General features: G+C 35.1%; 16 protein-coding genes. 13 read left to right on the forward strand and 3 right to left on the reverse strand.

Annotated features, from left to right (window positions below):
- The first annotated feature begins 1,131 nt into the window (after positions 1 to 1,131).
- From BN1066_RS14345 to BN1066_RS14355, 3 genes are all read left to right on the forward strand, one after another.
- Positions 1,132 to 1,938, forward strand: a complete 807-nt coding sequence (locus tag BN1066_RS14345; RefSeq protein ID WP_179104407.1) for a YihY/virulence factor BrkB family protein — start codon at positions 1,132 to 1,134, stop codon at positions 1,936 to 1,938.
- Positions 1,939 to 2,642: 704 nt separating this feature from the next.
- Positions 2,643 to 4,472 carry a MotA/TolQ/ExbB proton channel family protein gene (locus BN1066_RS14350; RefSeq protein ID WP_077320143.1) on the forward strand — a complete coding sequence of 610 codons (1,830 nt, stop codon included), beginning with the start codon at positions 2,643 to 2,645 and terminating at the stop codon, positions 4,470 to 4,472.
- A complete protein-coding gene (locus BN1066_RS14355) occupies positions 4,462 to 5,154 on the forward strand; it encodes an OmpA family protein (RefSeq protein WP_077320144.1) in 693 nt (230 codons plus the stop codon). The genes BN1066_RS14350 and BN1066_RS14355 overlap by 11 nt, the downstream gene beginning before the upstream one ends.
- A gap of 655 nt (positions 5,155 to 5,809) precedes the next feature.
- Here BN1066_RS14355 and BN1066_RS14360 read toward each other — a convergent pair.
- Positions 5,810 to 6,652, reverse strand: a complete 843-nt coding sequence (locus BN1066_RS14360; RefSeq protein WP_077320145.1) for an aldo/keto reductase — start codon at positions 6,650 to 6,652, stop codon at positions 5,810 to 5,812.
- 138 nt (positions 6,653 to 6,790) lie between these two features.
- Here BN1066_RS14360 and BN1066_RS14365 point away from each other — a divergent pair, with 138 nt between their 5' ends.
- Genes BN1066_RS14365 through BN1066_RS14375 form a run of 3 tightly spaced genes read left to right on the forward strand, consistent with a single transcriptional unit; the run spans position 6,791 to position 10,859 of the window.
- Positions 6,791 to 7,411 carry a glycerol-3-phosphate acyltransferase gene (locus BN1066_RS14365; protein WP_245799800.1) on the forward strand — a complete coding sequence of 207 codons (621 nt, stop codon included), beginning with the start codon at positions 6,791 to 6,793 and terminating at the stop codon, positions 7,409 to 7,411.
- Complete coding sequence (locus BN1066_RS14370; protein ID WP_077320146.1) at positions 7,408 to 9,018, forward strand: aminotransferase class V-fold PLP-dependent enzyme; 1,611 nt, start codon at positions 7,408 to 7,410, stop codon at positions 9,016 to 9,018. The genes BN1066_RS14365 and BN1066_RS14370 overlap by 4 nt, the downstream gene beginning before the upstream one ends.
- Positions 9,015 to 10,859, forward strand: coding sequence for an LTA synthase family protein (locus BN1066_RS14375; RefSeq protein WP_077320147.1), 1,845 nt, complete (start codon positions 9,015 to 9,017; stop codon positions 10,857 to 10,859). Before BN1066_RS14370 ends, BN1066_RS14375 begins: the two co-directional genes overlap by 4 nt.
- A 552-nt stretch (positions 10,860 to 11,411) precedes the next feature.
- Here BN1066_RS14375 and BN1066_RS14380 read toward each other — a convergent pair.
- Positions 11,412 to 12,032, reverse strand: coding sequence for a helix-turn-helix transcriptional regulator (locus BN1066_RS14380; RefSeq protein ID WP_077320148.1), 621 nt, complete (start codon positions 12,030 to 12,032; stop codon positions 11,412 to 11,414).
- A gap of 514 nt (positions 12,033 to 12,546) precedes the next feature.
- On the opposite strand from BN1066_RS14380, the gene BN1066_RS14385 reads away from it, so the two are divergent.
- The 5 genes from BN1066_RS14385 to tkt all read left to right on the forward strand — a co-directional run bounded on the left by BN1066_RS14385 (position 12,547) and on the right by tkt (position 20,151).
- Positions 12,547 to 13,083 carry an NADPH-dependent FMN reductase gene (locus BN1066_RS14385; protein WP_077320149.1) on the forward strand — a complete coding sequence of 179 codons (537 nt, stop codon included), beginning with the start codon at positions 12,547 to 12,549 and terminating at the stop codon, positions 13,081 to 13,083.
- Between the two features lie 953 nt (positions 13,084 to 14,036).
- Positions 14,037 to 16,076: a BglG family transcription antiterminator gene (locus BN1066_RS14390; protein WP_077320150.1), complete on the forward strand. Its 2,040-nt coding sequence runs from the start codon at positions 14,037 to 14,039 to the stop codon at positions 16,074 to 16,076.
- Positions 16,076 to 16,357 carry a PTS sugar transporter subunit IIB gene (locus BN1066_RS14395; RefSeq protein ID WP_077320151.1) on the forward strand — a complete coding sequence of 94 codons (282 nt, stop codon included), beginning with the start codon at positions 16,076 to 16,078 and terminating at the stop codon, positions 16,355 to 16,357. The genes BN1066_RS14390 and BN1066_RS14395 overlap by 1 nt, the downstream gene beginning before the upstream one ends.
- A gap of 390 nt (positions 16,358 to 16,747) precedes the next feature.
- The gene (locus tag BN1066_RS14400) at positions 16,748 to 18,109 is read left to right on the forward strand and encodes a PTS ascorbate transporter subunit IIC (RefSeq protein ID WP_077320152.1); all 1,362 of its coding nucleotides are present in this window, start codon (positions 16,748 to 16,750) and stop codon (positions 18,107 to 18,109) included.
- Positions 18,110 to 18,150: 41 nt separating this feature from the next.
- On the forward strand, positions 18,151 to 20,151 hold the full coding sequence (tkt, locus tag BN1066_RS14405) for a transketolase (RefSeq protein WP_077320153.1): 2,001 nt from the start codon (positions 18,151 to 18,153) through the stop codon (positions 20,149 to 20,151).
- A gap of 317 nt (positions 20,152 to 20,468) precedes the next feature.
- Here tkt and BN1066_RS14410 read toward each other — a convergent pair whose 3' ends face one another.
- Entirely contained in the window at positions 20,469 to 21,095 is a 627-nt protein-coding gene (locus BN1066_RS14410; RefSeq protein WP_077320154.1) for a metal-dependent hydrolase, read from the reverse strand.
- Positions 21,096 to 21,367: 272 nt separating this feature from the next.
- On the opposite strand from BN1066_RS14410, the gene BN1066_RS14415 reads away from it, so the two are divergent.
- Positions 21,368 to 21,964 (forward strand): lysophospholipid acyltransferase family protein, encoded by a 597-nt coding sequence (locus tag BN1066_RS14415; RefSeq protein ID WP_077321494.1) that lies wholly within the window; start codon positions 21,368 to 21,370, stop codon positions 21,962 to 21,964.
- A gap of 526 nt (positions 21,965 to 22,490) precedes the next feature.
- On the forward strand, positions 22,491 to 23,846 hold the full coding sequence (locus BN1066_RS14420; protein ID WP_077320155.1) for an MFS transporter: 1,356 nt from the start codon (positions 22,491 to 22,493) through the stop codon (positions 23,844 to 23,846).
- Positions 23,847 to 24,373 lie beyond the last annotated feature (527 nt).

The raw sequence follows: 24,373 nt of genomic DNA on the forward strand, positions 1-24,373 counted from the left end.
TTTATTTAAAATGTAAAGGTTTACATTTTATTTTTAAAATTAAATCCTATGGACTAACCTCTTGTTTTCAACAACTTATCTACTATTTTTTCTTTAATTCCTTAAAACTATACTTAATTTGTAATCCCATTGAGCTTTGCATCAGAGACGCCAACTTAAAGTTAAGTGCACTTCCTTTAATTTTTCTAATAAGACTGGACAAAAGTGGTTTAGTGAAAGAAAAGTCCGAATGATGATTTAAAATTATTTAATTAGAATTCGAATTAGTTTCCGATTTCTCTTTTAATGAGCTTCCTTATTCCAGTAAACATTCGCATTTAGGTTAATTTTTTAAATATATACCACCCTCATTAATTCAGCTAGAACAAAAGCAATTGGTTAAATTCTATCTGTCATATTTGTGATTATTTGAATGGAGTTTTGCATCGTTTTTAAAACCTTTCCTTCAAGTAATATTCTTTAGTTTGCTTTACTGCTTCCGTATGTAATGTGCAAATAAAAACACTAGTTTTGCAACATCGCGTTGTGACTTTTCTCATGGAACGACAATCATGATAACCTTTTCAAGCGAAATTACTACATGATACATCTGGCTATTTGCCTTTCAGCTCATGCTCGCTGAGGATACATGTCAAGTTGCAATATTATGTATTTTCCTAATGCAAAATACACTATGTAAAGAAAATTATCCTATGACCGAATTGAAGAAAGATCCAGTCCGTAAATAGTTTTTGCCGTTGTTGCCTTGGATTAATTGTATGTTTTTATCAAATGAACTCTTTCTTCAGGTTTTGACTTTTTGGTTCAAAATCACTGAAATTTGTTAACTGAATATTCTTATTCCATTTACGCAATACTAATGGGGTTAATTGATGATATAATTCGTTGCTTATGAATGATTTTTGTATATATTTTTATCCATATCAGATTCAAACGCCTAGTTTCTAATGGCTGCTTCACTCCTTTTTTGGCGGGGTTGACCAAATACGCTTCTAGCTTTTGTTCTGGAAGGAATGTCAAGCTTATCAAAGGACGGGCCCCATTTTAAAACGATTAAATGATCATTAATAAAGCATAGAAAAAGAGGGAAAGATGAATAAATATAGGTGCGAAATGAAAAGGAGTATTTATATGTCTGCTTTTATGATCCTACGTCAGTTGTTTAATCGATACCTAACGTTTAAAGTATATGATCTTTCTGCACAGATGGCTTATTATTTTTTGCTATCTGTTTTTCCATTTCTGGTAGCGATCTATTCTTTACTGCCGTATTTGCCATTAAATGAAGATTATATTTTAGAATTAGTTCAACCATTTGCTCCGGAAGCAACATATCGACTAATTGAAAATACGATTTCTTACTTTTTAGTACATCAAAAGCAAAATTTATTGTCATACAGCTTTATTACTTCTGTTTGGCTTGCTTCAATGGGATTTCAATCGATGAAGCGAATACTTAACATTGCTTATAATATTGAAACCAAAAAAAGCTTGTTCAAACAAGCGATAGAAGGAGTATTGCTTACAATTGGATTTATGATTGTAATCTTGTTTTCTGTTATTATACCTGTGATCGAAAGAATGATCAGAGACTATTTAGATGACGTTTTTACTGTGCAAAGTTTTCAAAGCTTTTGGACTTTTTTTCAATGGGGGATCGGCAGTATATTTATCGTTATTTTTTTAATTGGATTGTATTATTTTTCCCCGAACGTTAAATTAAAGGTAAAAAATGTTCTTCCGGGTGCTATTTTTGCAACAATCGGTTGGCAGTTTGTTTCTTTACAATTTGCCTCTTTTGTTAGTTTTAATAACTACTCTGCCTTTTATGGTCAATTAGGTGGTATTGTTGTTTTAATGCTTTGGTTTTATCTTTCCGCAATGATTATCATCGTCGGAGGATTATTAAATACGATTATTTCGCCAATCGATCGATGATAAATCTAACTACGACTAGGTACTACCAGAAATTTCCTTAATAACATGTAACCTGCTTTTTAAAAACATAGAGTTATTAGGAAAATAGAGGTTTATAAATTGCAAAACGCATCTCTATCTTTTTGGCAATATTTATTCATGATTTAGCCATGCCCTGAATAGCTATAAAGTAGTGAGTCAAGCCTTTACGAAATATTAACTTAAAGTGTGTGTTCAAAAAGTGGATAACAGACTGAGATGGGTCGGGTATCAAAATCGCAACGTCTTAAAAAAATCACGATGTGACACGGTTGAAGTTTACCTTTTTCTGTTGCAAAATCTGACACTGGCATGTCTTATGCGCCAAAGTTCGAGACGACGAAGTTTTGAGTAGTCAGGCTATGCAGTTAAAAATAGGGGATGGCATTTAAGAAAAACATAGTTGGTGCTAAGACATCGGCGCGAAAGATCGACTCGTTCACTTATACGTAAGTCCAAAAATTTTACAACGTGGAAATAACTACTAAGCTAAAATTTTCTCCATCCTTTATGTAGAAAAAAACTTTGCATACAGAATCCAGTATTTATACATGGAACAATAAAACTCCCTACTCATTATTTTATTTCAGCGTTAGTATCCTTTTTAACGTATAATCAATTCCACTAATTATTTCTAGCCGGACTTTTTGAACATCCTCTTCAAGCTATCTATAGGGGGAAAACAAATGGTTGAATCCATTCTTAAATTATTTACAACCGAACAAAAAGCAGAGGCGATTTTGGCTAATCCAATTGTGGAGCTTATTTTTATTATTTTATTTTCTGCTTTTGTTTTAGCGTTAATTGTCCACTTAACTATATTTCGTAAGCTCAAACATATTAGAAACTATTTAAAGAATACTGGGCGTATGGATATTGAACCAGTCTTATCATTTAAAGAACAATATGAAATTCAACAGCAACAAGAAACGGTAAAGGTGGAAACGTTTGTGCAAGAAAAGTTTGCAAGCTTCCGTATGTTCCATATACCAATTATCAGTTTAATCAAGATGATTCAAATGACCGTTTCCGTATTTATCCTTCTCGGTGTACTCGGAACGTTTATCGGGTTAACTTCCTCACTAGGTAGTATTAATTTAGAAGGAAATGAGATAGTCGAGGGGGTGGCAAATGTATTAACAGGCATTGATGTTGCTTTTTACACAAGTATTGCAGGAATGGGATTTTCTTTAATTATGACAGTATTGATGAAAGTGTTAAATACGGAATTTATGCTAACAGATATTATGCTAATGACGGAAACAAAGTTGGAAGGCACACAAGAAAATGGCCTGAACCGCTTGATTACTGTATCGGAAACCATTCATGATTCCATCTTACATTTGACAGAGACAAGTGAGCAATCCTTTCAGACGATTGCATTTGCTTTTAAAGGATTTCAAGACTATACAACTGGTCTTCAACAATCAGCTAAAGATTTGGCATCCTTTAACGATGGACTCGCAACCAATCTTAAAGACTTCCAGCAATTGTTTCATAATATGAAAAGTGTAACGGAAGATATTGCAACTGGTACGAATCGATTAAACGATAATTTCGCTACACTGTTTACTTACTTTAAACGAATGGATAAAAGAAATGAACGAATGATGCAAGCATTAGAAAATACGTTTGAAAAGGCCAAAGAACAGGCTGGAACACAGCTTGATATATTGCGACAATTTGAATCATCGGTGGAGGAAATCAAACAGTTCACTACTTCTTTATTGAATGAACAAGCAGCTCTAAAAGCTGTATTTACAAAAATACAGGCACAAAGCAAAGATCTCGTTAAGCAAATGGAGAAACAAAATAGAGAATTTAAAACGGTATTTGGAACAGATATTTCCACGAAGTTAACAGGAATTATTTCCCAGTTGCATGAACTTTCCGGCGTATTCGATCATATGGGGGATTCGTTGATAAAGCTTCCGGAAGCTCTTGATGTGATTAATCAAACACAAGCTGAATATAAACATCTATTAACGGATCGCTTTCAAGATTTAAAGGAATTTAATCGTACCTTTCACCATCATTTAAAATCACATGCAACGAACATGTTATCGTTTGAAAAGCAAATGAAGGATGCAACTAGTACATATGAACAAATGGCAATGAAAAACAGCCAGTTTATTCAAGAGATCAACATAACAATGACAGAAATGAATCAAATTTTTAAACAACAAGATACTCATTTGGAAAATCAACTTCATGTTTTAAAAGATGCATTAACGAATTATGTAAACAATTTAGAAGGATCTCTCGGTCAAAAGCTGGAGCACGTTGCCCAATCTATCCAATCCTATCTAAGAGAGATTAATGATGGGTTGCGCACGGAGTTTTATCAATTACGCCGAAACGCAGAAAACAGCCAACAAAGTCAAGAAAGGTTTATCCAGCAAATATTACAAGAACTCGGTCGTGAAATTCAAATTTTAAACCAACATTTAGCTGCTTTATCACAGCCAACTTACACGCAAAATAATCAAATAAGGTTGAATCAAAATGAATTCTAAATATCAGCGACTATTTAGGCAGGATCGGGATGAAGGACATTTTTGGCCCTCTTTTACAGATTTATTAACGACTATATTACTATGCTTTATTCTTATTTTTGTCGCAATGATGATTATTAAATCGTTGCAAATTGAAGAAATGAAGCGGACCTTGGATCAAATTATGGGGGTAAGAGCAAAGCTGGTAAATGATTTAAAAAAAGAATTTAGCGGATCTAACTTAGGGGTTGAGGTGGATGAAAAAACTGGGTCGATCATTTTTAATACGGAGATTTTGTTCGAGTATGATAAAGCAGAATTGAAGACAGATTCCTTTACTTTTTTAAATGAATTTGTACCCAAATATTTAGACATTCTCCTGCAGGAAGGGTACGAAGCGTATGTGGCAGAGATTATTATTGAAGGGCATACAGATCGGGATGGATCTTATTTGTACAATTTAAAATTAGCTCAGGATAGAGCATATAGTGTTGCAGATTATCTTTTAAGTGAACAGTTTCCATATAAACATATTCAACAGCATTTAGAAAATAAACTAACTGTTAACAGTAAATCATTTTCAGATGTGAGAACAGATGAAGATGGCAAGTACAGCGCCAAAGATTCCAGAAGGGTTGAATTTAAATTTCGCTTAAAGGATGAAGAAATACTAGATAAAACAAGAGAAATTCTAGGATCATAAACAAACATAAAGGGGCTAGTACTTAAGCAGCGCCTTTATTTATATCCGTTTCCATTGTGGATAGATTTTTTAAAAGTAGCTTCGTCTAGCCGAGACTTCATCTTCTTACTCAGTAATCGTTTAAGATCGGCCGAATCTAAGGAAGGCCGACTAAAAGTGGGCTTGCCGTTTAGGCGCGGCTTCCCCCTTTTTAGAGGCATGTTTTCTGTATCCAGAATCTAAGGAGCTGTTTTGCCCTTAGTTGAAAAATCCGTTTGTCATCTTATGAAAGAAATGACTCCTAATAAGCATCGCATTTTTTCAAGGACAGAGTTGCTACGGCAGCAATACACCGCGATTTTTCAAGGACAAGGAATACGTCGGGAGCGGTACATCGTATGCAGAAAAGCTTTTTTTCAAGGACGCCGAGTTTTTAGCCTTTGTTCCACTTCAAGAGGAAAAGCGCTCCTTGAATAAATTTTCACCTTATCTCATCAGAAAGTACTCCCGTTTGCACATCGTAAACGGGCATCTCTTGTTGTTCCACTATAGGAAAATATAAAACTGTAGGCTTTTAAGAAAAACGATAGCTTTCGCATAAAAGCTTGGCGATAAGCTAAGTTTTTCTAATCTGTACATTTCATGTATAACGTTTTGTTTGGTTGATCAAAACGTTTTAAAATTCCTCATATATTGCAGGGTCTAGATTTTTTATTCTGCCATTCGGTTTCGTTAATTTGGAGATGGCGTTCATTTCTGTTTCAGTTAAAGAGAAGTCAAAAATTGAAATATTCTCCAATTGACGCTCGTAGGATGATGATTTAGGAATTGCAATAGATCCAAGTTGATAATGCCAGCGTAAAATAATTTGCGAAACTGTCTTGTTATGCTGACGAGCAATGTTTACAATCGTTTCATTGTTCAATATTTCATTTGCACGAGCTAACGGACTCCAAGATTGAGTCTGAATATGATGAATTGCATGCCACTTTCGCTGCTCCGCTTGGTTGAAAAATGGGTGTAATTCGATTTGATTAATACTAGGTTTTACTCCCGTTTCTGTTTTTAAACGCTCTAAGTGCTCCGGCAGGAAATTACATACTCCAATTGAGCGAATAAGTCCCCATTTTTTTGCATCAATTAAGGCCTGCCATGCTTCTACATACATATCTTGCTTTGGGTTTGGCCAATGAATTAAATATAAATCAAAATAACTCAAGCTAGCTCGATATAATGATTCTTGAATAGCGGTTATGGCCTTGTCATACGCTTGATAACGACCTGGAAGTTTTGAAGTAACCAGTAAATCTTCTCGGCGAACTGAACTGCGTTTGATTGCTTGACCGACTGCCCCTTCATTCTCATAGTTATAGGCAGTGTCAATTAGTCGATAACCGATATTTATGGCGTTTGCTATCGCATTAGCCCCTTCATTTCCATTTAATTTGTATGTGCCAAAACCGATAGCTGGAACTGTTAAACCATCATATAATGTAATTTCTGGTATGGTCTCCACCATATCATAACCTCCTTTTATAACGTTACACTTTAAGCGTACAATGAAATAGGGAAAAAGCCAAATCCTACTTACTAAATGTCGCTAATTTTAACTAAAATCTTGGGAAAATAAAAATTATTCTTCATTGAAATTCACAAATTGGTTTATAATGTTAAAATAAATAGTATTATCTTTTGTAAACTTTGTTTAGATGGGGTGAATCCTCTGAATGATTTTATATTAATCGTACTATCCTATTTATGTGGCTGTATAAATGGGGCTTATTATGTAGGAAAGCTATATTACAGACAGGATATAAGGGAGTTAGGCAGTTCTAATGCTGGAGCAAGAAACGCTGGGAGAGTATTTGGCAAATCAGCATTTATATTTACAGTAATTATTGATGTCTTAAAAACCATTATACCGCTGTTGTTTGCATTTCATCTGTTTCATAGCAATGGAGTTGTGCTTGGGTGCATGACATTTGCTATTTTACTAGGACATGTATGGCCTATTCAACTTCATTTTCGTGGTGGTAAAGGAGTGGTTGTTTACTTAGCAGCTTCATTAATTCTCGCACCACTAGCTTTAATTATCTCCGGTGTAATTATTTTAATAGCGTATCCGATTATAAAAAAACTTACGATCGTCGCGATGAGCAGTTTTACTAGTATGCCAATAATACTATTGTTTTTTTACAAGGATGTAATATTAGCAATAATCTTCTTTATCATGCTGTTTATCATTGTAATTTTGCATAGAAATGGGGATCAAACATGAACCAATATTTACCTGTAATCTATAAAATAGCGGATCAACAAGCAGAATTTGAACAAATTTATCATTTAAATTACGAGACATTTGTTGAAGAAATACCACAACACGAAGCAAACGAAAAACATAGACTAGTAGACCGGTTTGACAGTAAAAATACATATGTAATTGCTAAGCGGGAAGAGGAAGTAATTGACATGCTCACAGTGAATGCCGAAAGACCTTTTTCTTTAGATCAAAAATTAGCCAATCTGGATCAGTATTTACCTGATGATGCGGTACCATGTGAAATTCGATTACTTTCGATTAAAAAACAACATCGCGGAGGTCGAATTTTTTACGGTTTATGTGAAAAATTAGTAGCTTATTGCTTAAAACAAGGGTTTAATCTGGCTGTTATTTCCGGTACGCTGCGGCAAACAAAGTTGTATAAACATCTTGGTTTTGAAGCATTTGGTCCAGTAGTAGGTACCGAAGAAGCACCATATCAACCAATGTATTTAACAAAGGAAAATTTCGAGCGTGCTTCGAAGCTTTTCAAAAGAATGCTCAAAAAACAAGAAAAACATAACCATTATAATTTTTTGCCCGGACCTGTAGAAATAGCGGATGATGTAAGTATTGCTTGGAAAAAGGCGCCGATTTCTCATCGCGCAGATAAAATGCACGAAGTGATGGATGACATTCAACAACGTCTATGTAAACTTACGAAAGCAAATTATGCTGAAATTGCAGTGGGTACGGGAACACTTGCTAATGAAATGGTGACTGCTCAAATATCAACACATTCTTCTCCAGGATTGATTCTTGCAAACGGAGAATTTGGCGAACGGTTAATGGATCATGCTAACAGATGGGGTCTTTCCTATCACGTCATTCATAAGCAGTGGAATGAGCCCATTTCTTTAAAAGAAGTAGAAGTGGTGTTAAAGAGAAATCCTGAGAGTGGTTGGCTTTGGACGGTGCACTGTGAAACATCAACAGGTTATGTTTATCCATTACAGCAATTAAAACAGATTTGTAAAACGTTTGCTGTTCGTTTATGTATCGATGCATGCAGTACGGTGGGGGTTATTCCTGTGAATTTACAATCCGTTTATTTAGCAAGCACGGTAAGTGGTAAGGGATTAGCCTCTTACCCTGGACTTGCTATCGTATTTCACGAAGAAAAATTAGTGCCAAATGAAAAAATCCCAAGCTATTTAGATGTAGGAAAATATCAAATTAATCGCAGTATTCCATTTACACATTCTTCAAATGGATTGTTTGCATTAGCTGCTGCATTACAATATTCAAAACCTGAAATAGCGGATATATATCTATCTATTTGTCAAACATTTAAAGCAGCAGGGATGCATGTACTAACTGGAAACAACTACTCTCCGGGAATTATGACAATCTGTTTAGAGCAGGATATTGATTCAAGGAAGTTTGGCGATTTCTTGAAAGAAAAAGGGGTTCACATTAGCTATGAAAGCATTTATTTATTAAAGCGTAATTGGATTCAAATAGCGTTCATGGGGAATCTGAAGCCGATTGATATTATGCAGGGAGTTTCCATAATAGCTGACCACTATAAGCAGTTTTTAATGAAGAAGGTACAAAATAAATGAAAAAAGGAATTCATTTTTTAAAAAAACATTTTATCGCTACTTTAGTTATACTCTTATGGATAAAGACGGTTGCGATTTCTTTTATCAGCTTTCAATTACCCATTCATTCATGGGTTGATATTGTATTAATAGTAATAAGTCCGCTTGGAATCATTATGATAATACTCGGATTTGGTTTTCTCTTTAAAAAACAAGTGCCGCCAGTGACAATGCTGATTATTTATTTACTAATGATTGGACTTGTATATGCAAATTTATTATATTATCGCTTTTATATTGATTTTGTAACGGTTTCCGTTTTTCTGCAGTTACATAATGTCGGAGGGCTAGGGCCAAGTACTGCTGAATTAGTTTCGCCGTTTGATCTGCTGCTTTTTCTTGATCTAATTATTCTTGGTTTAGTCGTGATTAGAATAAAAAAAACGAAACAGAAGCAGCCTGTACCAAATAAAAAGAAATATACAATTATCAGCATGACATTAGTAGTTTTAACCTTTGTATTAGCACTGACTAAAAATCCGTATTTGCTGGAAACAGGCTATAATCGAAAAGAACTTGTACAATCGTTGGGCTTGTATAATTATCAAATTGTGAATATGATAGATGGGCTAAAAGCGCCCATCATGAAAGTGTTAGCAGATGAAACGGATGTGGAAGAAATAACAAGTAATGTGGGACGCAAACCAACTAGAGCACATGAGGAGTTTGGCATAGCAAAAGGAAAAAATCTTGTCTTGATTAGTTTGGAATCGACACAAAACTTTGTGATTAACCAGAAAATAAATGGGGAAGAGATTACTCCATTTTTAAATGATTTCATTAAAAACAGCTATTATTTTACTAATATTTATGATCAAGCTGCACAAGGGAAAACTTCAGATGCAGAATTCATGATTAACACGGGCTTATATCCATTGCCCAGTGGTTCGGTTTTTGTGCGTCGATCAACGAATGAATTCTATTCCCTTCCGAAAATATTAGCAAATAAAAGAAATTATACTGCCGTTAGCTTTCATGGAAATGACGCTACGTTTTGGAACCGTGAGGAGATGTATGAGACATTAGGATATAAACGGTTTTTTTCTAAAAAGGATTATCATGTAACAGATGAAAACTCCGTTAATTACGGGATTAAAGACATCCCTTTTTTTGAACAATCCATGAATAAATTAAAGACGTTACCTGAACCTTATATGGCAAACTTTCTTACATTGACTAATCATTTTCCATTTTTACTGGATGAAGAGGATCAAACTATTCGCCCTGCTGATACTTCTGTCGAAGTGGTCAACCGATATGTGACTACTGTTAATTATGAAGATGCTGCATTACGAAGATTTTTTGAACTGGTAAAAGAAAAAGGACTGTATGAGGATTCGATATTCGTTATTTACGGGGACCATTACGGAATCTCTCAAAAATACGAAAAAGGGGTGTACGAACTGTTAGAACGGCAAGATACACCACTGAACCATCTTCAACTGCAACGATTACCAGTAATTATTCATGTACCTGGTGAGCAGGGAAAAATAGTCAACACTGTTGGTGGTACGATCGATATCTATGCTACTATTTTAGAGCTTATGGGAATACGTGATGATCAGTTTATCAACTTTAGTCAAAATCTGTTTACGAAAGACGATAAAGACCCGGTTATTTTCAGAAATGGAAGTATTGTTACGATTGATTATGCATATATAGGCGGGAGCTGCTATGACAAAAAGTCAGGGGAAACAGTGGATACAACTAAATGTGAGAAATATTTAAAGAAAGCGCGAAAGGAGTTACAAACTTCTGATGAGCTTATTTTAGGCGATCTTTTTCGCTTTATCCCGTATTAATGGGCTGTAGGGCAAATGTGTAGAAAAAATTAGACTAGCAGATTGAGAGATATGAACAGTACGATTTGCTTCAACAAATATCCGTGGGAAGGAAAGCTTTCACGGATATTCGTTGTTTTCAGGTAAACCGATCTTTTTATAAATTACAAAATTTTTATCGTTCTAAGTTAACCGGTTTTTTGATCAGGCTGAATGGTTTAAATTTCTTGGTCCTCAGAACCTATGAAGTACTCATCAATATAAGACTCCTATTTCCTTCAAGACCTGAGTTGTTATAAAGGGGTCTAAGTGGAAGAAAACGGCACCTAAATGCCCGATTCGTTCAAGGGCCTTTAGGTCATACCCTTGTGGTACTAACATTCCGTGTAAAAAGCATTCCACGGAATGAAGTTTCACTTTATCCCGCATATAAGGTGCCGTAAGTATCGCCTTTCAAGAATTAAAGGAACAAGGGAGAAGCATGTAGAAGATAAGAAAACGGCGCCTAAATGCCCGATTCGTTCAACTAACATTCCGTGTAAAAAGCATTCCACGGAATGAAGTTTCACTTTATTAAAATCCAATTAAAAATCGGCAATGGTCATTCCCTTCGGTTTTACAACTTGTCCGTTTTACATCTTCTGTTTGTAGAACTTTTTGAAACAAAGATGTTTCGCAGTGACAGGCTACTTTATATTCACTTGCAACAGCTAAAATGGGACAGTTATATTCAATCAATTCATATTTATTTGTTCCTATTTTTGCAACATCTGCCATATATCCTTTTTCATTCTGAATGGTTTTTAACTCTTTTATTTTTTCAATAGGTGATTTGTTTTCTAGTCGTACTTTATATTCATTTGTTAAGCGTTTTTCTCGATTTTGAAATAATTGCTCGATCGATTCTTCACCATACATCGCTTCTATGTCTTTAAGAAACTCAACAGCAAGACCTTCATAGCTTTTAGGAAAAAGCAATTCAGCATTTTTGGTTAATATGTATTTTTGGATGGGTCTACCTATGGGTTGCTTTACTTCTACGGAATAGATAAGTTTCTCTTTTTCTAATATTGACAAATGTTTTCGTACAGCCATGTCTGTAATATGTAAGCATTTTGTAAGCTCTCCTACAGAGAGCCTGCTTTGCCTTTTTAATAAATATAAGATTTTATCCTTAGTGGACATTTTTTCCATATAATCACCTAAATTGTATTTATGCTGTATATATTGTATAAAAAATAAAGAAATTATAAAAGTGAAAACTATAAAAATAAAAAACTTTATGAATTATTAGCACTACAGGAGCAAATTAATTGCTATTCTATGAGAGGTAAGCTATGATTCTTACATGCTTATTATACCAATTGGTATAATAAATGCGCGAAAAATTTTTAAAAAATCAGAAAACGATTGTAGATACCATACTTTCTCTCATATATTAATGCTAACTAGGAGTTCTCCAATGATAAATCGTTAAACGAGCGGTTAAGTTTTTGCCCTTGCAATATACAGAATTTATATCTATTTTTCTATATGAATACGTTTAAAAAATAAAATATTATTAGAGCAAGCAAAATAAAATATTATTAGAGCAAGCTTTTTTCTTTGGATTTTATTGCTTGATAGGAAGCTATAGATGGAAATGTAACAGGTGACAACGCAATATATTATTCAAGAGAAGAGTTTGTTAAATCAGGAGGGAGCAGCTTTGAAACTTGTCGGAATAGCTGGATCATTAGTAGGTGAGAAAACTTCACAAGCAGTTCATGAAGTGTTACTCGCCGCTAAGCGTATTAATCAAAATATAGTGACAGAATTAATCGATCTAAAGGAATATGATGTTGAATTTGTTCGAGGAGCCCCATTAGCATATTATAATAAAGATACGTGGCATGTTGTAAATACAATGTTAGCTGCTGATATTATTGTATTTGGTACCCCTGTATATCAGGCATCGATTACAGGAGCGCTAAAAAACTTACTTGATCATTTTCCTGTTGATGCGTTTAAAGAAAAAGTAACAGGAATTGTAACGACTGCAGGTTCACATAAGCATTTTCTTGTTTCTGAATATCATTTAAAGCCAATTCTTACTTATTTAAAGGGGACGGTTCCTACATGTAGTGTCTTCATTCATAATGATTCCTTTAATGATGATAATGAAATTATTGATCAAGATGTAAATAAAAGAATTATTAAGCTTGCTGAAGAAATGATAACGATCAAGGAACGAAACAGGATATAAATTAAATTAGCCAAAAAAGCGGTTAAAAAATTTCATCAAAATAACATACCAAATTTTTGTAGGCTAAAATGCATCACATTTTAGTGATGAAGATTAGACTCGTGAGGAATTTTAATCCCGCATGTAAGGTGCCATAAACCCGTAATCTTTATCAGTTTAGCGAAATTGCTTTTGGACACATATTTTATATATAATCGGAGACTGGATACATTATTCTGCTTTATATACGTTATAAACCTTAATAAAATTAGTCTATTTAAAATCGTTTCTAAATTAGAAACGATTTTTTCATTTAGGGAACTCTATCCGTTTATACATGATGGATAACTTTTTTAAAAAGTAACTTCAGCGCTCGTACTGCTAACAAACTTCGAACTTCTTCCCACGATAATTCAACATCGGCTACCTAAAATCCCCAATTCTTCGGTCGACAGGACAAGAAAAGCATCTTGAATAAGCATCGCACGAAGAAAAGTGCTTTCCTTTTCAAGGACAAGAAAAGCATCTTGAATAAGCATCGCGGTTTTTCAAGGACAGAGTTGACCGCGATTTTTCAAGGCCAAGAAAAGCTACGACAGCGAGACTTCGCTGGTTTTAAAGGACGTCTGCGAACTTAGCCTTTGATCTACTGTTTTAAAAAGCTTTTAGGTATTATAGATAAAGTGTTGCTTAGTATTGGCGTTTTTAGTGTCACAGTCGTTAATAAACTATACATCGTTTATTCATGTGATTAATGTAAAATTCCTAAAGTAAAGGAGGCAAATGAATCAAGTAATGAGATGGCTCCGTTAATATCGGTTCAGAATAGTGGTCGAGGGATATGAAGGATTCGTAATATTGTTTCATTCTTAAGAGCACAATAGAACCAGTAGATTATCTACATTGATTGGGCTCAAATACTGTTGATACAAGGGTGTAAGCGTTCTACAATTTAGTTAAGGAGGTGCTCTTAGTTGTTTGATCAAAGATCTTTTAAGCTTTTTAAAGAAATAATAACACATGATCAAATTACAGTTTCAGAAGTTATTCGTAAAACAGATTTATCAGAACGACAATTTTATTATGCTTTAGACAAAGTAAATAACACTTTAAAAAGTATGAATATGCCGGAAATTATAATTTCAAATCAAAATTTTCTTGTTGATGCTAAAGTTAAAAAACTTCATTATGCAGGAGCACCCTTAGATATTAGTATGAATCAAATCGTTTTATCAGAGGAGGACCGCGTTTATTTCATTTATTTATATACATTTATTCGTAAGGAAGTACTATCTAATTACCATTATCAATTAATGATGAATGTAAGTAAGAATACAGCTTTAGCTGATGTAAAAAAAGTGAAAGAAATGTGTAATGAAAAGGATGTTGCTTTTGTCTACACCCGAATGGATGGTTATCATTTAAAAGGAGATGAACTGGCAAAAAGAAAACTGGCTGCCTATGCAATCGATTATTTACTTACAAAACCATTGGGGAAAGAAATAATCATTCTTACATTAAAATCTTGGAAACAGGAACACTATTATCAGGAAACAAAGCAAATAATTAACAACTTTCTAACGAAACATTCCATACATTTAGTAAAGACGCGTAAAACGGAAATGATACTACATCTTACGTTTATGAGGGTAAGAAAAAAACAAGTTTTGCTTGCGTTTAGTGATTATGAAAAACAATTGTTAAAAAGTCAACAGTTATTTGCACCAGCTAAAAGACTCTGTCAGCAATTATTTCAAGATACAGACAACAATGAATGCTATTATGTCTTATTGCAATTGATAGTAGCTCTAGAGGAAGTAAGCTTTGTAAAAAATCCTTATTTACGAAATTTGACAATAGAAATCATCGAAGCATTTGAGAAAAACACATTATTACCCATAGAGAATAAAGAATATTTACAACAAAGCTTATATAATCATCTTGTTCCAGCGTTTTTCAGAATTGCATTTGAAATTCCACTTGTTAATCCCTTAACAATACAAATTAAATCGAAGTATGTAGATTTATTTCAGTTTGTGAAACATTCATTGGCACCTTTATCAAAGTGGACGGGAAAGCCGATTAGTGATGAGGAAATAGGTTATTTTACACTTCATTTCGGCGGTTATCTAGAGAGGGAAAGAAGAACGAATTCACCTGACATTCGTGCATTAATTGTTTGTTCAAATGGTGTTAGTTCTTCAATCATGCTAAGAGCACAATTAAAAGAAATGTTTCCTACTATTAAGTTTTCAAGAGTACACAGAGTAGAACAAATAAAAACAATTCCATTAACAAATTATGATTTGATTTTTTCTACGGTTGCTTTGGAATCAACTAAGCCTGTTTACCATGTAAAGCCATTACTTACTAAGATTGAAAAAAATTACTTGATTGAATCCGTCATTTTTCAATTTCCATCTTTGAATAATCATGATTTTTCAATCGACCAATTAATGGAAATTATTGATAAATATGCGGATATTAAAGACGAAAAAAAATTATTTTCTGAACTTGTCAATGTCATTTATTTGAATAACACCGATGTAGGAGGGTATAAGCCAATGCTTTCAGATTTACTAACAGAGGACATGATTCAATTTACAGATGAAAAGCTGCAATGGCGTGATGCTATCACACTCGCGGCACAGCCGCTTCTTAAAACAAATAAAATAAAACAGGAATATATCGAGGCGATGAATAAAAAAGTGGAAGAAGTAGGAACTTATATTCATGTAGGAAATGGAATTGCTATTCCCCATGCGAGACCTGAGGAAGGTGTTATTAACTTAGGAATGTCATTTTTAAGAACAAAGACTCCTGTGAAGTTATTGGATAAAGAAGAACATCAAATAGATATTTTTATTTGCTTAGCAGCGGTTGATAATGAAGCCCATCTTAAGGCTTTATCTCATTTGACAAAACTTCTTGCTGATAAACCAACGCTTAAAGCATTGAAAGAAGCTGAAACATCAGAAGAGATTATTAAATTAATTAAAGGAGATGAAGAATAATGAAATTTTTAGCAGTTTGTGGATCAGGGTTAGGGACAAGCTTTATGGTAGAGATGAATATTAAACAGATTTTACAGGAATTAGGTGTGACTGGGGTGGAGGTATCTCATTCTGATTTAAGTTCAGCTACCCCAGGAGACGCAGATGTCTATTTTTTAGCGAAAGATATTGCTGAAGGCGGTTCACATTTAGGTGAGGTAATTGTATTAGACAACATTATTGATATGGACGAGTTAAGGGAAAAAGTTACAAAGTTAGTAAAAGACAAAAATTTAATTTAATTATATATGAATGTGTTTAAAAAGGAGTTAAAAGACCCGACGTAGGTTAATCGATAGCAACTACCCTTGAAAAATCGCGATGTGCTGCTGTTAAGATTTTTGTAGTGTCGACATCAACATCCTGTGTGTCGAAGCTGGAGTTTGCTTCGTTTAGCAAGCTGAATATATGTATGTTGAAACATGAATTTCAAGAAATTAGGCAATAAGGAAAAATGGCTAGCGGAGTGCAGACATCACTTAGCTGCACTATACTTTGGACATTAAAAAAATCTACTTGGTTGTTTAACTTCCGAGCTAAAATTTTGTGCTTCTATGTACAAAGAAATTCGATGGATCATTTTTAACATATTTTTTGAATGTTTTTCTATAAATAACGAAAGGATGGTTTCTATGAATAATTTCTTAAGTGTATTAGTTGATATTTTAAGTCAGCCTGCTATTTTGGTTGCTGCAATTGCGTTAATCGGTCTATTAGCACAAAAGAAAAATGCATCCGAGATCATGAAGGGAACAATTAAAACATTTGTAGGTTTTATTGTCATTGCAGCAGGTGCAGGAATTTTGGAGAAAGCTTTAACTCCATTTGGTACTATGTTCCAAGAAGCTTTTCATGTATCAGGGGTAGTGCCAAACAACGAAGCCATTGTTGCTTTAGCTCTTACAGAATACGGAACAAATACAGCGTTAATTATGTTTTTTGGTATGATTGTCAACATATTAATCGCCCGGTTTACAAGATATAAGTATATATTTTTAACAGGTCATCATACACTTTATCTGGCTTGTATGTTTGCTGTTATTATGGCGGTAGCAGGATTCGATACAGTACCATTAATTATAGCGGGTGCTGTTGCTTTAGGAATAGTAATGACGCTATCACCAGCAATCGTTCAGCCGTTTATGAGGCAGCTTACTGGAAATGATAATGTGGCTCTTGGACATTTTAGTGCAGTAGGATATGCAATAAGTGGATTAACTGGAAAAATTTTTAAGAACAGCAGAGAAAATTCAACGGAAAATATCAATTTTCCAAAAGGACTTAGTTTTTTACGAGATAGTACGGTTAGTATTGCTTTAACAATGGTCGTGATGTATGTAATTGTCGCTTTATTTGCAGGTGCTTCATTTATTGAAGCAGAACTAAGTGAAGGAATGAACTATTTGGTTTTCTCTCTGATTCAAGGCGGTAGCTTTGCAGCTGGTGTATTTATTATCTTATCTGGTGTCCGTTTAGTATTAGCAGAAATTGTACCAGCGTTTAAAGGGATTTCCACAAAGCTTGTGCCTAACGCTAAACCGGCACTTGATGTTCCAATTATTTATCCGTATGCACCAAATGCTGTTTTAATTGGGTTTTTCAGCAGTTTTATTGGCGGAATTTTTAGTATGGTAATTATGTTCGTCACGGGAACGACGATTATTCTTCCTGGAGTAGTGCCTCATTTCTTTACTGGAGCAGCTGCTGGGGTTCTAGGCAATACAACAGGCGGGATAAAAGGAGCCGTTGCCGGATCATTTGTCAATGGAATTATCATTTCGTTTTTACCAGTATTTTTATTACCGGTATTAGGAGAGTTAGGATTTGCTAATACAACATTTTCTGATGCTGACTTTGGCGTTTCAGGTATCTTTTTCGGCTCGCTGGCAAACTATGCAGGACCAGTTGCCATTGTTATTAGCTTAATTGTTATTCTTGGTTTCATGTTAATTCCATTTGGCAAAAAAAAGAGCTCTACAGAAAATGCTAACTAATTGCACGCAGTTTCTATTAAAAATAATATGGAGGAATTATGATGAGTGAAGAACTAAAAAACATTGCAGACTTATCAATTAACACCATTCGTACGCTTACGATAGATAGTGTTGAAAAAGCACAGCACGGGCATCCTGGTATGCCAATGGGGGCAGCTCCGATGGCATATAGCCTCTGGAAAAATATACTGAATATCAATCCGAAAAATCCGGAATGGTTTAACAGAGATAGATTTGTATTAGCTGCCGGACATGGTTCCATGCTTCAATATTGTTTACTGCATCTTGCCGGGTTTGAGTTATCCCTAGATGAACTAAAGAACTTTAGACAATTAGAAAGTAAGACTCCAGGACATCCGGAGTACGGGGTTACACCAGGAGTTGAATTAACAACAGGTCCTCTTGGACAAGGAATACCGGGAAGTGTCGGGTTAGCACTTGCGGAAAGACATCTTGCTGAAACTTATAATCGAGAAGGATTTCCAGTTATTGATCACTATACGTATGCCATTTGCGGTGATGGTGATTTAATGGAGGGTGTCTCCTATGAAGCAGCATCACTGGCTGGACATTTAAAGCTCGGTCGTTTAATCGTATTATATGATTCAAATGACATCAGTTTAGACGGAGAATTGGCCCTGTCTTTTTCAGAGGATATTAAACAGCGCTTTAAGTCTTGTGGATGGCAATATTTGTTTGTAAAAGATGGTAATGATATAGAAGCCATTGAAAAAGCAATCAATAAAGCGAAGGAGGATGAAACTCGTCCTACATTGATTGAAATCAAAACGGTCATCGGTTATGGTGCTCCAACCATTCAAGGAAAAAGCGATGCGCATAGTGATCCAATTGGCGCGGAAGAAATTAAACGTGCAAAAGCCTTTTATAAATGGAATTATGAAGAAGATTTTTATGTGCCGGAAGAAGTATATGACGACTTTGGCAGTATTAAAGAAAATGGCGTTAAAAAAGAACAAGAATGGAATCAGCTTTTTGAGCGCTATGCAAATGAATATCCGGAGCTTGCAAGTGAGTTAAAACGAATCATTGCTGGAGAACTCCCTGAAGGTTGGGATCAGAAATTACCAACATTTGAAGTGGGAGAGTCCATAGCAACTCGAGCTTCGGCCAGTAAAGTATTACAAGCATTAGCAAATAATATCCCTGAACTTGTAGGTGGTTCTGCTGATTTAGATGCTTCTACTAAAACGAGGCTAACAGCATTTGCTAATTTAACAAAGGAAAATTATGCTGGAAGAAATATTTCCTTTGGGGTACGCGAATTTGCAATGGGTGGCATTGCAAATGGAATGGCTTTACATCATCTAAGACCGTTTGTAAGTACGTTCTTTGTGTTTTCAGATTATCTGCGTCCGGCTATTCGATTATCTGCTTTAATGGAGTTGCCTGTTACGTATGTCTTTACTCATGATAGTGTAGCAGTCGGTCAAGATGGTCCTACTCATCAGCCTGTTGAGCATTTGGCAGCCTTTCGTGCTATGCCTAATCTTACCGTATTACGTCCGGCAGATGCGAATGAGACAAAAGAAGCTTGGAAAATCGCTGTGTCACAAAAAAATCAGCCAACGATGCTTGTGTTAGGAAGACAAAATTTGCCTACGCTAGCTGAAACAGCAGAAAAAGCGCAAGAAGGCGTAATAAGAGGAGCATATATTATTTCGGAGGCAAAAACAACTCCTGTAGGCATTTTAATTGCTGCGGGATCTGAAGTTTCTTTAGCACTTCAAGCACAGAAAAAATTAGCGGAAGAAGGAATTTATGTCCATGTTGTAAGCATGCCATCTTGGAATCTATTTGATAAGCAGCCGCTTGATTATAAAGAGCAGGTTCTTCCGAAAGAATTAGATAAACGTTTATCCATTGAAATGGGATCTAAAGTTGGTTGGCAAGAGTATGTAGGCACTAATGGTGCAGTTATGAGCATTGATTCATTTGGCGTTTCAGGCCCGGGAGATAAAGTGATTAAAAAGTTTGGCTTTACAGTAGAAAATGTTGTAAAGAACTTCAAGGATCTACTATAGAAAGTAGTAAATAAAAAAAGGGTGTGCCAAAGTTTAAAATTTTTTGGTCACCCTTTTTTGTACTATACAAAAGTATAAAACTGTAGGCTTTATCCCGCATGTAAGGTGCCGTAAGTTTCCCACTTCAAGTCCTGAGTTGGTCACAAAGGGGTCTAAGTGGGAGATAACGGCACCTAAATGCCCGATTCGTTCAACTAACATTCCATGTAAAAAGCATTTCACGGAATGAAGTTTCACTTTATCGTATAAGAAAAACAATAGCTCTTTCTAATGTTGTACGTCGCTAGCAAGTGCTGAAGCTGTAAAAATAGAGATGACTATACCTCTTTATTCCAAAATGGTAAAAATAGTTTTATGCCTCGTCTATTAAAAGGAATACATTTGCTGTCTGCGATCAGATGGCTAATATAACCGATTACACAAGTATAATAGGCTCCTTCGATCTTCATAGATTGTTGGAATTGAAAGGCAATATAACCAAAGAAAATAAGACCGACAATGGAGTGCGTATAAGTGCGGTGAGGAACAAAAGAAGCAATAATGATATAAATTCCCACAAGGCTAAGCCAAACCTCACCGAATGAAACCCCCGCTGCTAATATACCAATTCCGGTAATGGTTAACATATGCTTTCGTTTAATGGATAGAGATAAGGAAAGTAAAGCGAATCCAATACCAATTCCTATCCAATCTCGATAATCGACTCCTTTATACAAACTATAGATGATAAGCAAGATACCGACTACTTGAGTGACGGCTCGTAAAATTTTATGGGATAGGGTTATTTTTCCCCGTAATTTGCCATCAATATCTAAATCAGGAATTAAAGCTGATGTCGCTCCTAAACTAATCAGCAAAACAGTTTCTGAAGGAGAGCTTTGTAAATTGTTTGCGACGATAAATCCGGTTACTGTACCAATTGCTGCATGCACTGTTCCATTCACTACGGAACCCCCCCTTAATTTAAAGAGAATATGTACTTAGCTATTAAAAAATAGCTAGTACTCCTATTTTACAGCAAAATAGAGTTCTGTTTAACAAAAACGGGCTAAGATCTTTAAAGCGTAGCACGATATAGAGATCCTTTTCTTAAATCGATACCTACTTTGTTACAGTAAATTCAAATATAAATAAAAAATTAGTACCAGATACTATAACTATATGTTAAAATGTAGTCGTAAAACAAAAACATCAACGCAGAAGGAGATTAACTATGGTGTATCATTTTTGTGCGTATGCATTAAAAATAATTTTAAGTGTATTTGGGAAAGTTAAGGTTTATCAAAAAGAAAATGCTGATTTATCAGGGGGCTTTGTAATTGCTTGTACACATACAGGATGGGTAGATATATTGTGGCTTGGGGTTTGTATGCTGCCAACTAAAATACATTATATGGCAAAAAAGGAGCTTTTTCAGTCACGTTTCTTAAGATGGTTGATGGAAAAATTAAATGCATTTCCTGTTGATAGAGAAAATCCAGGACCAAGTGCGATCAAAATACCGAGGCGTTTGTTGAAAGAAGGTAAGGTTGTAGGTATTTTTCCAAGTGGGACAAGAACAAGTGAAGAGGTGCCATTAAAAAGAGGCGCTATTACAATTGCCAGCTACGCAAAGGTTCCAATTGTACCAGTTGCTTATCAAGGACCCAATAATTTTAAAGATCTTTTTAAACGGATGAAACCGCAGATTATTTTTGGCGAGCCAATTTATTTATCCGAGCAATTACCACCAAAACAAGGAATGGAAGCAATGATGAAGCAACTTGAAAAATCATTAATAAGCCTGCAGAAACAACTGCAAGATAGGAAGTAAATGTTTCTAATGGATTCAAATAACTTTATAACTTCACCTATGGAACGCTTTCGCCTATGATAGAAATAGGTTTTTCATACATTAAGAATCATAGAAATAGCTATGTAAAAGTGTGATAAAACAATTCGCCTGCGCAGTGGCTTGGCGAAGTCCTAGTTTTCTTTAAACTATAGGAAAGTATAAAACTTTAGGCTTTATCGTATAAGAAAAGCTATAGCTTTCGACATAAAGACTAGGCGAACAAGCCAAGTTTTTCTAACACTATAGGAAAGTGTAAAATTTTATGGTTTATCCCGCATGTAAGGTGCCGTAAGACTCCCACTTCAAAATCTTAAGTTGATACAAAAGGTCTAAGTGGGAGAAAACGGCACCTAAATGCCCGATTCGTTTAACTAACAATCAGTAGGAGATGGAAGAAAACTCCTACTGAATGAAGTTTCACTTTATAGTATAAGAAAAACTATGGCTTTCGCTAAAGACTAGGCGATAAGCCAGTTTTTCTAAAAAATTTTTTATTGGTGATTTCATGTCAGTTTTAAAGCAGAAACGTTGGTTGTTTATTATTACTATTGGATTAGGAACTTTATTAAATCCATTGAATTCATCTATGATTGCAGTTGCAGTGACACGTCTTCAGGATGATTTTACATTGTCTTTTGTGAATGCATCATGGCTTATTTCTATCTTCTATTTAGCAAGTGCAGCTGGTCAGCCTGTTATGGGGAAGCTGAGTGACATGTTTGGTTCAAAACGATTATTTATGACCGGATTAGCGCTTGTTGCTTTTGCGTCGCTGTTAGCACCTTTTTCACCAAACTTTCCATTTCTATTAGCATGCCGGGCATTGCAGGCAATTGGCAGCTCCACGCTGTTCCCAAGCGGGATGAGTATGATTCGGACACATATTACAAAAGGTCAAGGGCAAGCACTTGCTATGTTGTCTATATTTGCTTCCACATCAGCAGCTTTTGGCCCGTCGGTCGGTGGTTTTTTAATTGATTCATGGGATTGGCAAGCTATCTTTTTCGTTAATTTTCCATTTATTATTTTATCCTTTGTATTAGCTATTTTTGTTTTACCAACGACAAAAGAAAAAAATACGAGCATGAAGCAAATTGATTTCACAGGGATTTTTTTATTTACGGTGTCTGTGACGAGCTTAATTTTATTTTTGCTCTCGTTTGAAGAAGGGAATATTCGCTGGTGGGCGTTCGTTGTTTTTCTCGTGACTGCGCTTAGTTTTTATAAATTTGAAGAAAAGCGATTTGCTCCGTTTATGGACATTCATCGTTTAAAGAAAAACCCAAACGTAACGATGATTTATATTCAATTTATGAGTATCAATTTGATATATTATTGCTACTTTTTTGGGTTCCCTATTTTTCTCCAGCAAGCATTGACATATAGTGAAGCACAGTCAGGAATTATTATGCTGGCTTTAGCGGGATTTGGAGTTATTATCGCTCCGTTCGCAGGTCGAATGATAGATATGCTTGGTTCAAAGTTACCTGCAGTTGTTGGCGTAGGGTTACTTTTAATCGGGACCGGATTATTATTAACGTATCATGAAACTTCTTCATTAAGTTGGTTACTTGTGATTATGAGTGTTTTAGGAGCTAGTAATGGGTTTAACAATATTTCCATGCAGACAGCATTATATGAAAATGTTAAGAAGGAAGATACGGGACAAGCTTCCGGTTTATTTCAAACGAGCAGATATATGGGAGCTATCCTTTCTTCCAGTTTGCTTGGTCTAACTTTTAATCAACAAGTAAGTCATGATAATTTACATCTTGTTGCGATGATTTGTCTGGCTTTCTCCGTTTTGGTGTTTGGGATGGCACTGAAACTTCCTGGCAAGCTTAAAGGTAATCGGGAATAAAGTGAAACTACAATCAGTGGGGATTTTCTTTTATCCCCCACTGATGGTTAAAGTGAACAGAATCGGGCATTTGACTTGCAGTTGAATCCTCTACTGGGTGTAGCGTGGAGAGGAGCAGGTCTTACTGCCCAGTTATGTACGGGATAAATGTGGTACAATCCTTCCGTTGTTTCTTGTAAGGGTTATAGGTCATAGCCTACTCCTTGATTAAAATAAAAGCAGCTTAGAAATTTCTCCATATCTAAGCTGCTTTTATCTCTCCTGTTTAGATAGATTTCTTGGTATTCCTTTAAGCTGGGGTAAACTTCGGTTTTCTTAAAAGTCCACATTGACCTCTTACGTCACCGCCTTTTCTTTATCCTTTCTACGTTGTAGAGCTTCCACCATGACTTATTTTTTAAAAAAGATATCTACATCTACCATGTAAACGGCGGCTATCGTTCCCCTAGATAACAAAGAAAACTAGGGAAGACCTAGTTACACTGATATAACTTAGGTTCTGCATTAAATTAACTTTAGCTAGAATT

Origin of the sequence: Virgibacillus proomii (assembly GCF_900162615.1) — a bacterium.
In the GTDB taxonomy this organism is placed as follows: Bacteria; Bacillota; Bacilli; order Bacillales; family Amphibacillaceae; genus Virgibacillus; species Virgibacillus proomii.

Excerpts from the sequence above, each read along its gene's own strand:
- BN1066_RS14345 (WP_179104407.1), top strand. The coding sequence starts at position 1,132 with ATGTCTGCTTTTATGATCCTACGTCAGTTGTTTAATCGATACCTAACG.
- BN1066_RS14350 (WP_077320143.1), top strand. The coding sequence starts at position 2,643 with ATGGTTGAATCCATTCTTAAATTATTTACAACCGAACAAAAAGCAGAG.
- BN1066_RS14355 (WP_077320144.1), top strand. The coding sequence starts at position 4,462 with ATGAATTCTAAATATCAGCGACTATTTAGGCAGGATCGGGATGAAGGA.
- BN1066_RS14360 (WP_077320145.1), bottom strand. The coding sequence starts at position 6,652 with ATGGTGGAGACCATACCAGAAATTACATTATATGATGGTTTAACAGTT.
- BN1066_RS14370 (WP_077320146.1), top strand. The coding sequence starts at position 7,408 with ATGAACCAATATTTACCTGTAATCTATAAAATAGCGGATCAACAAGCA.
- BN1066_RS14375 (WP_077320147.1), top strand. The coding sequence starts at position 9,015 with ATGAAAAAAGGAATTCATTTTTTAAAAAAACATTTTATCGCTACTTTA.
- BN1066_RS14380 (WP_077320148.1), bottom strand. The coding sequence starts at position 12,032 with ATGGAAAAAATGTCCACTAAGGATAAAATCTTATATTTATTAAAAAGG.
- BN1066_RS14395 (WP_077320151.1), top strand. The coding sequence starts at position 16,076 with ATGAAATTTTTAGCAGTTTGTGGATCAGGGTTAGGGACAAGCTTTATG.
- BN1066_RS14400 (WP_077320152.1), top strand. The coding sequence starts at position 16,748 with ATGAATAATTTCTTAAGTGTATTAGTTGATATTTTAAGTCAGCCTGCT.
- tkt (WP_077320153.1), top strand. The coding sequence starts at position 18,151 with ATGAGTGAAGAACTAAAAAACATTGCAGACTTATCAATTAACACCATT.
- BN1066_RS14420 (WP_077320155.1), top strand. The coding sequence starts at position 22,491 with ATGTCAGTTTTAAAGCAGAAACGTTGGTTGTTTATTATTACTATTGGA.